10 protein-coding genes are annotated in these 13,547 nt (G+C 36.3%); 3 read left to right on the forward strand and 7 right to left on the reverse strand.

Annotated elements, in window-relative coordinates; genetic code table 11:
- Position 1: 1 nt before the first annotated feature.
- The 3 genes from EM808_RS16160 to EM808_RS16170 all read right to left on the reverse strand — a co-directional run bounded on the left by EM808_RS16160 (position 2) and on the right by EM808_RS16170 (position 3,647).
- Positions 2–1,249, reverse strand: a complete 1,248-nt coding sequence (locus EM808_RS16160; protein ID WP_127739403.1) for an MFS transporter — start codon at positions 1,247–1,249, stop codon at positions 2–4.
- 129 nt (positions 1,250–1,378) lie between these two features.
- Positions 1,379–2,767: an aminotransferase-like domain-containing protein gene (locus tag EM808_RS16165; protein ID WP_127739249.1), complete on the reverse strand. Its 1,389-nt coding sequence runs from the start codon at positions 2,765–2,767 to the stop codon at positions 1,379–1,381.
- A gap of 334 nt (positions 2,768–3,101) precedes the next feature.
- Positions 3,102–3,647, reverse strand: a complete 546-nt coding sequence (locus EM808_RS16170; RefSeq protein ID WP_164849688.1) for an SMI1/KNR4 family protein — start codon at positions 3,645–3,647, stop codon at positions 3,102–3,104.
- Positions 3,648–3,885: 238 nt separating this feature from the next.
- Between EM808_RS16170 and EM808_RS16175 the strand changes: the two genes are divergently transcribed.
- The 3 genes from EM808_RS16175 to EM808_RS16185 all read left to right on the forward strand — a co-directional run bounded on the left by EM808_RS16175 (position 3,886) and on the right by EM808_RS16185 (position 7,503).
- Positions 3,886–5,289 (forward strand): glycoside hydrolase family 1 protein, encoded by a 1,404-nt coding sequence (locus tag EM808_RS16175; RefSeq protein ID WP_127739251.1) that lies wholly within the window; start codon positions 3,886–3,888, stop codon positions 5,287–5,289.
- A 24-nt stretch (positions 5,290–5,313) separates the two neighbouring features.
- Positions 5,314–6,639, forward strand: coding sequence for a PTS sugar transporter subunit IIC (locus tag EM808_RS16180; RefSeq protein ID WP_127739252.1), 1,326 nt, complete (start codon positions 5,314–5,316; stop codon positions 6,637–6,639).
- Between the two features lie 141 nt (positions 6,640–6,780).
- Positions 6,781–7,503 (forward strand): GntR family transcriptional regulator, encoded by a 723-nt coding sequence (locus EM808_RS16185; RefSeq protein ID WP_127739253.1) that lies wholly within the window; start codon positions 6,781–6,783, stop codon positions 7,501–7,503.
- Positions 7,504–8,038: 535 nt separating this feature from the next.
- Here the strand turns inward: EM808_RS16185 and EM808_RS16190 are convergent.
- The 4 genes from EM808_RS16190 to EM808_RS16205 all read right to left on the reverse strand — a co-directional run bounded on the left by EM808_RS16190 (position 8,039) and on the right by EM808_RS16205 (position 13,147).
- Positions 8,039–8,683 (reverse strand): response regulator, encoded by a 645-nt coding sequence (locus tag EM808_RS16190; protein ID WP_127739254.1) that lies wholly within the window; start codon positions 8,681–8,683, stop codon positions 8,039–8,041.
- Positions 8,670–9,878 carry a sensor histidine kinase gene (locus EM808_RS16195; RefSeq protein ID WP_127739255.1) on the reverse strand — a complete coding sequence of 403 codons (1,209 nt, stop codon included), beginning with the start codon at positions 9,876–9,878 and terminating at the stop codon, positions 8,670–8,672. Before EM808_RS16195 ends, EM808_RS16190 begins: the two co-directional genes overlap by 14 nt.
- Positions 9,879–10,013: 135 nt before the next feature.
- Positions 10,014–12,185: an MMPL family transporter gene (locus tag EM808_RS16200; protein WP_127739256.1), complete on the reverse strand. Its 2,172-nt coding sequence runs from the start codon at positions 12,183–12,185 to the stop codon at positions 10,014–10,016.
- 362 nt (positions 12,186–12,547) lie between these two features.
- Positions 12,548–13,147, reverse strand: a complete 600-nt coding sequence (locus EM808_RS16205) for a histidine phosphatase family protein (protein ID WP_127739257.1) — start codon at positions 13,145–13,147, stop codon at positions 12,548–12,550.
- Between the last annotated feature and the right edge of the window lie 400 nt (positions 13,148–13,547).

The raw sequence follows: 13,547 nt of genomic DNA on the forward strand, positions 1-13,547 counted from the left end.
GTTATCCTGTTGTTTTTTTAGCACGAGCCCATATTACTACTGGGATTAGAAGCAAGGATATAACTCCTCCAATTAATGATAGTGTTGCATAACTTGATCCTGCAACAATCATTCCGGATAAGGCACCACCAGCAGCTCCTGATAATGCAATTAGAACATCAACTGTTCCTTGTCTTTTGGCACGAGTCGTCATTTCAGTTGAATCGACGATGAGGGCAGTTCCGCTTATTAAGCCAAAGTTCCAGCCTAATCCAAGTAAAGACAGAGCGATTATTAGAAGAAGCATGGAATCTGCTGGTGCAAAAGCAGAAATTAAGCCTGCCAGTAGTAATGTTATTCCAGAGGCAATAGCCATAAAAGCTCTCCCTAGCTTATCAACAAGGAAACCTGTAATAAGTGAAGGCAGATACATGGCACCAATATGAAAACCAATGACAACACCTACAGCACCAAGTCCATGACCATGATGACTCATATGCACAGGTGTCATTGTCATGATTGCTACCATTACGATTTGCGTCATTACCATTATGGCTGCACCAACAAATATCCCTCTTTTGTCTTCTGTATTTTCTGATGTTGTTAATACACTCTTGTTTACTTCGTTAGTTACTGCTAAATTTCTAGCAATAATTAACGGATCTGGCCGTAGAAGCAAGAAAAGAACAAGCCCTGCCAAAATATATGCCGCTGCCGCTAAAATGAACGGACCGGCAATGGACGGGATACTAATAGAACTAGCAATGTTACCCATAACATTTACTAGATTCGGACCTGCTACCGCTCCAAATGTTGTAAAAACCATCGTCATACTGACTGCCGTTGCCCGCTGTTTACTTGTTGCTAAGTCAGTACCTGCATAGCGTGCCTGTAAATTTGTTGCTGTTCCCGCTCCATATATAAGCAGTGAGATAAATAATAAGATAATACTATTGATAATGGCAGAAATTATTACCCCTATTGCTCCAAGTCCACCAATGATAAACCCAGTCGTAAGACCAATACGACGACCATAACGTTGAGAAAGTCTCCCCACAAATAAAGCAGCTCCTGCAGATCCTAATGTAAACAAGGCAGACGGTAAACCAGCATAAGCATCTGTGCCAAGCATTTGCTGTGCAAGCAGTGCTCCAACAGTAACACCGGCTGCTAATCCTGCACCACCAAAAACCTGTGAGATACTAACAATAAATAAAGTTCGTTTGTATAGAGATTTTCTTTTTTCTAAGTCATTACCATAACTATGCATCCTATCCGAATGATCTTCGATCACCTATCTAACCTACCTTTCGCTAAAGTTCTGCTATTTAACTAGATTTTAAGTCATCATAACACCTATAAAAAAACCATACAATAACATAATTGTATGGCGAACAATTTACCTATGCTTATCCAACAATCCCTTTAAGATAATTAATCCTTGTTCAAGCTCTTCAAGTGTTTTAGGTGCACATACTGCGATTCGCACTGCCCTTTTTGGACAGCTATTACCAACAACAAAACGTTCAGCAGCATAGACCTGCACCCCATGCTTGGCAGCAAATGCCTCAAATTCAGCACCAGTAACCTTTCCAGGTAGCAACAGCCACCGAAAAACCCCTGTCTCATCTCCGACACATGTATAGTTAGATAAATATTGTTCTAACAGTTCATTCCTGCGTCTGTTCTGCAACTGATGCCCTTGAATTAACCCTTCAAATTGATTCGACACGATCATTCGTGCTGTCAGCTCTGCTAATAAAGGAGAAACAGTTATATTTAAATTATAAAGCGCCTTAGAAATTAGCTCCTTATACTGAAGCGGTACTGACACATACGCTAAACGCAAGCCTGGTGCTAAGGATTTAGACAAACTTGCAATATAGATAACCTGCTCTGGTGCAAATGATGCTACAGCTGGCAGTGGGCTTTGATTGAGCAGATGGTATGACGCATCTTCCATCACAAACTGGTTATACTTCCTGGCAACGGACGCAATCCGCTTTCGATTCTCCACAGTCATTATAGAAGCCATCGGATTATGATAATCTGGAATGATGTATATGCCTTTGATATTTTCATTTTTGCAGGCATCCTCAAAAGCTGTCGGGCTCAATTGATCGTTTTCTGATTTAATCGGCACTATTTGCACACTTAACATAGCTGCAACCGTCTTTAATCCAGGATAAGTATGTTCGTCTACACCAATCCGATCACCAGGCTTACACAGACTCGCCAAAGTGGCAGCAATGGCATTTTGTCCTCCATTGGCAAATAAAATATGGTCTACCGTTGTTTCAAAACCACCTCTACGAATTAGCTTTACCGCCGCATCCTTTTGCCAAATACTTTCGCCTGCACGGCCATAGCCAAACCACTTCTCATAATCCCCTTCCTGCAGCATACTTTTAAGCTGGTGTATGAGCGCTTCAAAAGAATCATTATCTGGTATTGTCGCACCCATTTCTATTAAGTGTGTTGGCTTAGTATCTTCAAGTAAATAGGCATTTGAAACCGCATCATACGAAACAAAAGTTCCACTTCCAACAGAAGCGCTTAACAAACCCTTCATCTCACAAACTTTAAAAGCCTTGGAAATAGTACTCACATTTAAATCCAGATAATCAGCAAGTTCCCGCTGAGGCGGAAGCTTAGTTCCAGGTAATAAAATCCCCTCTACAATATCCTCCTCCAATTGGCGTGCCAGCACTTTATAAATTGGCTTATCTATTCTATTAATAGCTGGCTTCCAGCTCATATGGTAGTTTTCAAACGAATTAATTGGCATAATAAACACCTTTTTTTAGTTCATTATAAGATTCCTTTGTTTATGTTTGCAATTTTTATTTTGCGTAATAAATTAATGTTTTAAGTAACATATTAATAATTAACTATTAGAAGCGTTTCACATAGATAAACAAAACGTTGCAATTAATCGGACATAAAATGTATATATTACAAGAATTCTATCCCTAGAAAAACAATAAGAATTATATAAAAAAACTGCAAGTTTAAGCTGTGAGTATTAGAGTATAAGTGCCTCGATAAGTAAAGAGCCACTTGTAACTAGATAACAAATTACCGGCAAAAACAGCGATTTGAATACCAATTAATTTCAATTTTTATTCCTCTATTTTTAAAACCTTATCAGATGAATCTAAACCCCAATTCCAATAATCAGAGCCGTAGCAAGATAAGAATCTATTCAAAAACTCGGTAAAATTACTTTTTATACTCATAAAGTAATCATCAGCAATCGGATCAACAACGTATATATTATTATCATTTTCACTGGAAAGGAGATTAATAGCTATATGGAGCTGTGAACTCAAAGATGTTGCGATAATTATCATATGCTCTGGATAATCAAAAATTTCGTAACTTTCAAGTATCTCCTTAATATCCAAAATTTTAGCATCATCATTTTGGAATTCTAATCCATTAGTATACTGAAGAAATTCCTTGTAATCATTCGGAATTTTATAGCCTATTTTCGTTTCGAAGTTTCTTAATTCTGTATCTGTTGCACCCTCTTTAAAATTAAATCCATATTTAACCTTTGATCCATAATAATAGATTTCCGTGTTATTTGTGTTATTTGCTTCTGATAATGACTTAAGGATACTCTTAACAGTTATCTCAAAATAATCTTCTATTTCGTCTAACATCATGTAACCTCCCTCATACTATCCATCTTTATCATTTTCTTCAACGAAAACCGATTTTCCTTCTATACAGGTCTTTAGTGAAGAAATTCCTTAGCAATAAAAGTAGTTTCGCTGATAGAAAATTAGTTAGACAAATTTACATAATATATGTTTACAAATTTTAAAATTTGTATTTACAACTTTATTTAAAGCGCTTACAATAGACATGTAAAACCAATATTGAAATGGAGGGTAAAAAATGACAGACAAGTTAAAAGACGGTTTTTTATGGGGAAACTCTGTTTCTAGTATGCAGACTGAAGGTGCGTGGAATCAAGGCGGAAAAGGATTATCCGTTTATGATATTCGTGAAGCCTCCGAATTTGCTTCAGACTGGAAGGTAGCAACTGACAGCTATCATCGCTATGAAGAGGATTTTGATTTTATGCAGCAGCTTGGCATGGATTGTTACCGCTTCCAAATTTCGTGGAGTCGCGTTAATCCATTGGGTGACGGTACTTTCAACGAAGAAGGTATTGCTTTTTATGACAAATTTATTGATGGTTTGATTGAACGCGGAATTGAACCGATGATTTGTCTTTATCATTTTGATATGCCGCTTCATTTGGCGGAAAAGTACAATGGCTTTGTCAGCAGAGAAGTATTGGATGCCTTTGTCCGTTACGGTAAGGAAATGGTTGACCGATTTGCCCACAAGGTAAAATATTGGATTACGTTTAATGAACAAAACCTCTATCACATCCCTGAAGCTTTTAAAATCAGTGGTTATCTTACTGGTGAAAAGACATTGGATGAACTATATAAGATACAGCATCATGTTATGATGGCACACGCCAACATTGCCAATTATATTCATGATAACTATAAGAATGCTTTAATTGGCGGCATGCTTGCTTATATGGAAGTATATCCGGCTACCTGCAAACCAAAAGATATCCTCTATGCCAGAAAAGTTGATGAATTTTTCAACCACAACCTCCTAGAAGCATTTACATTTGGAAAATATTCAAAAGAAGTTTTGACATATGTCCGACGTGAGAACATTGATATGGGCATTCAAGAAGGCGATTTGGAAGAGCTGGCCAAGCTTCGAAGTGACTTCCTTTCGTTTAGTTATTACGCCAGCACCACTATTAATACTGACTTGGTTCCAGAGGAAACGTCCGTCAATTATTATATGCATTACGGGAAACAAGATAATCCGTATTTAGATACAACAGAATGGAATTGGCAGATTGATCCGCTTGGATTTAGAGATGTTATCAATAAAATGTATGACAGATACAAACTGCCTGTTTTCCCAATTGAAAATGGCATTGGTGTGATTGAGTCATGGGATGGAGAAAATGAAATCCAGGATGACTATCGTATCGCTTACCATAAAGCACATTTCCAAGCAATGAAGGACGCAATTTTCATTGATGGAGTCGATGTCATTGGTTATTTAGGCTGGGGGTTAATTGATATCTTGAGCTCACAAGGCGATATGCGCAAGCGCTATGGCGTAGTGTATGTCAACCGTGAGAACCATGATTTAAAGGATATGAAACGAGTACCGAAGAAAAGCTTTTGGTGGCTGCAGAAGGTAATCAAGAGTAATGGGGCAGATCTTGAGGCTGTGGAGAATAAAGTGAATCAATAAAATTACCAAGAGGGTGAATACAGTATGAGTAAAGGTCAAACGGACAATGCTGAGAAACTGTCATTTATTGATAAATTCACCATGTTTGCCGCTAAATTAGGCGGCCAGATACATCTGCGATCGTTAAGAGATGCATTTGCTGTAATCATGCCGCTGTTTATTTTAGCAGGAGTTGCAGTGCTTGTTAACAATGTTATTTTCCCTTGGTTTTTTGACGGAGATACTCTAGTAAATGCCCAATATTGGGGAACTACCATTACGAATGGAACACTAAATATAGCAGGACTTTTGCTTGCTCCGATGATTGCTTATTGCTTATCAAGAAATCGCAGCTTTAAAGATCCTTTAGCAGCTGCTGCTATTGCATTGGCAACACTAGTGATTATGATGCCTAATACTGTATCGATGGTTCCTGTTGGTGCACAAACAGCAGTCGATATTACAGGTGTATTAACATTCGGCAATCTTGGCACGACTGGAATGTTCGCCGGTATAATTATTGGGTTGCTTGCGACTGAAATTTTCATCAAGGTATCAAGTATTAAAAAGTTAGAAATTAGTCTTGGAGACAATATCCCTCCTGCCGTAAGTAAATCGTTTAATGTTATGATCCCAGCTATCCTAGTTTTATCTTTCTTTGGAGTCATTTCATTAATTCTGGCAGTGGCATTTGATACTAACTTAATCTCGCTTATTTCTACGATGATTCAAGAACCATTACGGAAGATTAATACGAGCTTGATAGGAACAGTCGTCATTTACAGTATTGGAAACTTTCTCTTCTCGATTGGTATCCATCAAACTGTTGTCAATGGCGCCTTACTTGACCCACTGCTATTGGCCAATATGAATGAAAATATGCTGGCATATGCAAACGGTCAGGCAATCCCGCATATTATCAACAGCTCTTTTGTTCCGACCTTTGGTATGATTGGCGGCACAGGCAGCACGATTTCACTCATACTAGCTATTTTCCTGTTTGGAAAAAGCAAACCTGGAAAGGATATAGCCAAGTTAGCGACTGGACCAGGGCTATTTAATATCAACGAGCCAGTTATTTTTGGCTATCCAATTGTTTTTAATATTCCAATGATGATTCCGTTTGTCCTTCTCCCTGCTATTGGCATTATAGTTGGTTATTTTGCAACAGCTATCGGATTTATCAGCAAAACGGTTGTTTATATTCCCTGGACCACGCCGCCACTGTTAAGCGCATACTTGGCGACAGCAGGCGATTGGAAGGCTGTTATTTTACAAGCTCTCATTATCGTCGGTGGTGCCTTCCTTTACTTGCCTTTCATGAAGATCAGCGAACGGGTCAGCCAGATGAATAACGATAAAGCAGCTTAAGAAACTTAACGGTATACTTTTTAGTCATGTTATGATATTAATAGAAGGAAATCGTCTTGAAATTTTAGGAAAAGACGATTTCCTTTTTTTTAAAACGTACAAAATGCCTTACTATACACTAAATTTTTTGAGGTGCGAATAATGGTTAAGTATAAGTGGATTGCAGAACAAATTCGAAATAGAATCATCAACAAAGAATATGATTCATCAAAGCCCCTTCCTGATCAGGAAAAATTGGCTAAAGAGTTTGAAACAAGCAGAGTGACCATTATTAAAGCACTCAATTTATTATCTATAGAAGGCCTCATTTATAGTAAACAAGGCTCTGGAACATTTGTAAGAAAAAATGCCTTACAAATGTCTCAGCTTGATTCAAAAGCTGATGAATATATTGGATTAACAGAGCAAATAAAAGGGAATGGCAGTATTTCGAGTGTCATTATCTCCTTCGATGTCCGGTTTCCAAACGAGGATGAAGCAGAAAAACTAATGATTTTGAAGAACCAGCCTATTTATGATATTGTTCGCTTCCGGCTGTTAAACGATGAACCTTTTTTAATGGAGCATACGATTATGCCTGTACATGTCATCCCCGATATTACAGAAGAAATTTTACAAAAATCGATCTATCATTACATAAAAAATGATCTCCAGTTTAAAATCCTCGGAGCAAATAGGCGCATCCGCGCAGATCAGCCAGATGAACTTGATAAACAATATTTACAGTGCACAGAACGTGATCCGGTTTTAGAAGTAATTCAAGTCGTGTACTTGGACAACGGCGTTCCATTTGAATATTCCCGGACTCGGCATCGATATGATATGGGAGATATATTAGTGGTCGATATGAAGTATAAAAATTAACAAGTTTAAACTCTAAAAAAAACAGAGCACATATCCTGTGCCCTGTTTTTTCCCTATTGAAAGAGTCTCTTTTATTATCTCCGCTTGTTTCTATATAAGCATATTTTCAAATTGCAGGTATTAAAATTAAGCTATCCTGTCCATTCACTTCGCTTTCAAATGCATAAACCGGCTGGTAATAACCCTTTGAATCTTATTGTTAGCTTACTTCTACATCACTAGTGAAATTTAATGCTTGTAAAAAAACCTTCTCGGCAGTTTAAGTACAACTTTGCTCGTCTATTCTTTCGCTTGTTTTTTTGAGTTTTTTTTATATCTTCTCTCTGCAAAGAATAAAATGAAGCCGGCCAAGATTGATAAAGTATAAAGAATCCCATAGATTAGTTTGTTTTTCATTTTCGATTTCCTCCTTTATCTTTTCAACTTTCTTTCATAAAAAATGCAAAATTTATTGATTTATAAATTCATTATAAGTTAGTTTTAAATAAAAAAAATCGTACATAAGAGCATAACCACATGTACGATTAGGCAAATATTATTGAAAGTATCCTCTTTCTATTGCGACTGCTACTGCCTCTGTTCTGGAGTTAACCCCCATTTTATTAAAAATGTTTGTAAGATGTGCCTTTACTGTTCGTTCTGAAATTCCAATATCAAAAGCAATATCTTTATTTCGATAGCCCTTTGCCGCTGCTTTCAGGATAAACAGTTCCTTTTCAGTAAGATTTGTTGCATTGTTGGATAAAGAAACTTCATTTGCTGTTTTTGCTTTTAGTACTCTTTCTAATATTTCAGGCTGTAGCAAGGTTTCTCCTCTTACTGCAGTTTCAATGGAACGAAATAAATTTTCTCTACTCGTATCCTTCAATAAATATCCCTTAGCACCTAATTCTAACCCTTTTATCATCCACTCGTCTTCATTATAAGTAGTTAAAATAATGATTGGTATACTAACCTTTAGCTCATTTAACTTGGTTATCGTGTCCAATCCATTAAGGACAGGCATATTTAAATCCATGAGAATGACATCTGGTTTCTTAGCTTTTAGAATGTCTAATGCTTGGCTTCCATTTTCAGCTTCACCAATTACTTGAAATTTATCGTTCGTTTCCAAGATTAACTTAAGGCCTTCTCTAACAACTAAATGATCGTCTACGATAAGTACATTATACGCTTCCATAAGCTTCCCCTTTTATTGGTACTTTCATTGTTATTTCTGTTCCTATTCCAATATCTGAATTAATTTGTATTTCTCCACCTATTAGGCGTGCCCTTTCAAATAGTCCTATAAGACCATATCTTCCAGCATGATTACCAATGGATTTCTTCTTAAATCCAATCCCATTATCTCTGATTTTGATTACTATCTCACTGTTAATTATTTTCATTTCCATTCTTACTTTTTCAGCATTAGCATGCTTCTTAATATTAGCTAAGCACTCACTAATAATATAGAGACAATTCTCCCTGACTAAATAGGGGATATTAACAATTGGTTCTTCTAATAACTCCACATTAATCCGCGTCTCTTGTTTAAATACTTCCAGCTGTTCTAAAACCTGCTTATTAAAACTATTTTTTTCAACTGGTACTGATCGCAAATCATCAATGACTGTTCTAGATTTTCGTAAGGTTTCTCTAGCTTGTGACATTGAATGCTGAATAATTTCATGTGCTCTCTCTGTATTTCCATTATGCAAATGCGAATCTACAGCCTCTAATTGCATAATTATACCTGCTAACCCTTGTGCTAACGTATCATGTAAATCCCTTGCCATTCTTTGTCTCTCATTAGCTAAGGTTAACTCTTCGACTCGCTTATGAACTCGTTCTAGGTCTTTTAGATAGTATGCCATTCTTATTCTGGCATTAACTTGCCGATTGTACATGACGGAATAAAATACTACTAAGGTTAAATTAAAAAAGAAAACCAGAATGAAAATTGGTAATTCACTTGAACCATAATTGAGCCATATGGCATTACAGTAAACTGCATATATTGCTATAAAAGCAATAAACACTTTTTTCCAGCTATTAAAAATGGTTATACTTTGAGCGATTAACATTGGTAATATCCCAACTAATAAAATCGGTATCCTAGTATGTAAGAAAAAAGACGATAAAAATAATAAAGAAATTTGTAGCATTATATAAAACCAGCTTTGTTTCTTCGACAGTTGTAAGGAAACAGACAAATAGTACAGAAAAAAGTGAATGGCAGAAAATAAAGTTAAAAGTACTATATCGTGTACAGTAGCATTTTCATACACCTGAATCGCAATTGCTGCTACATATACTAGAACTATCCAAACCATATATGCAATTTTCGACAGTCCTATCCCCTCTAATCTGTCATTAAAAGTAGTATTATCCATGAGCTAATTACCTCTTTCTATGAAGGAACAACACATCTCATACATTTAATATAGAAGTATCTACAACATATTCCTCCATTCTACTGCATTTGTACTAAAAGAAACAGCAGACTTGCGACTGCTGTTATCTCTTTATTATTTGACAGGATGTTCATGAAATACCTCTGTATTCTGAGGCTTCATAAGTCCATGTCCTTCTATATCCACATTTGGAATTCCTTTATTTAGCCACCTTGGCAAATACCACGCCTTATGCCCCATTAGTTTCATAATACTTGGAACAATAGTCATCCTAACTATAAAAGCATCAAATATAACGCCAAAGGTCATTGCTAATCCCATGGATTTGATCGTCTCCTCGCCAGAGAAAATAAAACCCGCAAAAACAAATATCATGATGAGCCCAGCTGCGGTAACAACAGGACCACTATGCTTTAACCCTGCTTGGATTGCTTGAACCGGATTTTTTGTCCGTACATATTCCTCCCTCATCCGACTGACAAGGAATACTTGATAATCCATGGCTAGACCAAATAGTATACCTATTGATAAGATTGGCAAAAAGGCTAGTATTGGTCCTTCTTGCGGAATACTAAATAAATCGATCATATTTCCATCCTGTAAAATAAACACTGATAATCCTAATGTTGAAAACATCGTTAACAAGAATCCTAATACAGCAACAATTGGCACTAACAAAGAACGGAAAACAATTGTTAGTAGTACAAATGCGAATCCAACTATTAATACGGCAAATATAGGGATTGCATCATTAAGGCGGTCTGAAATATCGATATTTACAGCTGTCGAACCAGTAACCAATAATGTAATATTTTTATCCGAAAAGTCACGGACCTCTTGAACTAAATCTTTTGTGGCTGCATCATTAGGACCCGTTTTTGGGGTAACCGTAATAATTGCGTAATCTCCTTTTTCGTTAGGAATTGCTGGAGAAACACTTGATACATTGTCAAGCTGCTCAATATCTTTTACAGCTTTCTCTATTGTATTTTCCTTCTGTTTATCATCGACATTTGATGCATCTGCAACAATTGTTAGTTGACCATTAAACCCTGATCCAAATCCTTCAGCTAATAAATCATAGGAACGACGTTCAGGTGTATCTTGTCCTTTCATTCCATCATTAGGCAATCCTAATTCCATATGAAGAGAGGGAATGCTGATAAATAAAAGCATCAGAATACCAGTTAAGCTTAATTTTATCGGATGCTTTGTTACTAAAATCCCCCAGAAGTTACTATTTGCACTTTGTTTCTTTTCATTTTTCACTTTTTGATTTTTCGGAGCCATTCGCTTTCCAGCCATAGATAATACCGATGGAACAAGCGTAATAGATACCAATACTGCCATAAGAACACTTAGTCCTGCTGTTAAGCCCATTGCAGACATAAAGGGAATGCCCACTACTGTCAGTCCACAAAGAGCAACGATAACCGTTAGCCCTGCAAATACTACTGCACTTCCTGCTGTTCCTGTTGCCCTTGCGATTGATTCAATCTTTGAGATGCCCTCCCCCAAAAATTGGCGATGCTTCGTAAAAATAAACAAAGCGTAATCTATTCCAACTGCAATTCCAATCATACCAGCTAAGGAGAGACTGACAGACGCTATATCGAAAATCTTTGTTGCCATCATTGTCAATCCAACACTAACACCTAAACCTAACAGCGCTGTTAGTATAGGTAAGCCTGCTAGTAAGAAAGACGCAAAAGTAACTGCCAATACTACAAAAGCCAAGGCAATACCGACAACCTCAGACACACCGCCTATTTGCATCTCAGACCCTTTTACATCACCAGTTAATTCCGTTTGTATTCCATTGTCTTTAGAAAAGGCAATACTCTCCTCGAGATGCTTATAGGAAGCATTTGATATATCATCCGCTCCTTGATTATAAGTGATATCTGCATATGCTACCTTCTCATTTTCAGAGATTGTCCCCATATCAAAAGGATTAGTAACTGTCTTAACAGACTTATCCTCTGTAATTTTCTCTAATGCTGTTAAGATGGTTTTTTCAGTGGATTCAGAAGTTACCTTATCACCGTCTTTTGTTCCAAATATGACACGAATTTTTCCATTGTCCGGACCTTGAGGAAATTCGGCCTTTATTACAGTTAACGCCTTTTCAGAAGGAGTATCAGGTATAGACATATCCTCAGAAAAAACAGGCTTCATTCCAATAGCAATAGCCATTCCACCGACCAAAATTAGACCCCATAATAACAGAACCTTTATTTTATTTATCGCAGACCATTTTCCTATTTTATATAATAGTTTCGACATAAATTTCTCCTTTCAATTAACTACTAGCTAATCATAAAGAAGAAAGAAGCAAATAAAATCGTCCAAAAGGGCAAGAAGTACATGTACTTTAGGGCAAGAATTATATTATGTAAAAAAATCATTTATGGCTTCTACCCTTCCCTGTCTACAACACGTAGGGATTATTCACAGATATCCAAATCGCAGTTAAAAATGTACCTTTTAATGGAACAACGCTTTCTTAACAATTACTACAAGTTACATTTAGACTCAATAGTAATTTCATTTAATTTTTATACCTCTGACTTAAAGTGATTTGACTTTTAAATACATAAAAAAAACACTCAAAGGAGTGTCTTAGAGTGCAGCTTATTAAATTTAGTCTAAGAAACAACGGAAATTCCAGCTTTTCTATCATTAAAATCATGATTAATAATCTCAACTAATTTAAATTCTTTGTTCTCATATTCGAATTTTAAAATGCAGCAATTTCCGATTTTCGCCTCTTGAGTAATGGTGCTAGTATGCTTCCAATATCTCATAAAGTTTCTGCAAGATGCTCCATGTGATACAGCTAATGCTACTTCATTATCTTCTTCCATTATTTTTTGACAAGTAGCATTCATTCTTAGCTGCACTTCTTTTTGATCTTCGCCTCCATACTTAACAAAAAAATCATTATAAGGAAGTGGTGGGTTTAAATCTTCACTTTCTCCTTCAAATGTCCCAAAATTCCATTCCTTTAATCCTTTCAGTCTTGTATATGGAATTTTAGTTACAATTTCTAACGTGTCACACGCTCTTTCTGACGTGGAACAATAAGCTTTATCAAAGATAATATGCTGATCATTAAAGTAATTTGCGGCAGCCTCTGCTTGTTTTATTCCCAATTCCGTAAGTGGAGAATCACACCAGCCTTGAATTTTTCTTCTTTTATTAAATAATGTTTGTCCATGTCTCATTAAATATAATGTCTTTTTCATCCATATCCACCTCTCCGAACACTAAAAACAATTAATTTACATGTAAAAGGAAGAAATTCACTTATGCCTTTTTTGTTTACTCAAAATTTATTTCCTTACCTCCATTATCCATTAAATATTAAGAGAGCGTTATCATAATCCTCTTAAATCCTTGCCTTATTCTCTCAAGTAAAAAAAAGAGACTGGGATAAAAGTATGTGAATATGCGAAAAACCGAACTACTTAATCAATCACTGATTAAATAGTTCGGTTTTTTGTGTTTATTAGTATTAATACAATGATTAGAAATTCTTCCTCCCCGCGGAAAGCGAGTGACTGTAGCGCAATGAAACGAACTAATTTTAAACCCCTATTCTATTTAGTCACGTGCTTCATTTTTCAAATTTAGATGTAATTTTAT

It is taken from the genome of Niallia taxi (genome assembly GCF_004005475.1).
Classification (GTDB): domain Bacteria; phylum Bacillota; class Bacilli; order Bacillales; family Cytobacillaceae; genus Niallia; species Niallia taxi.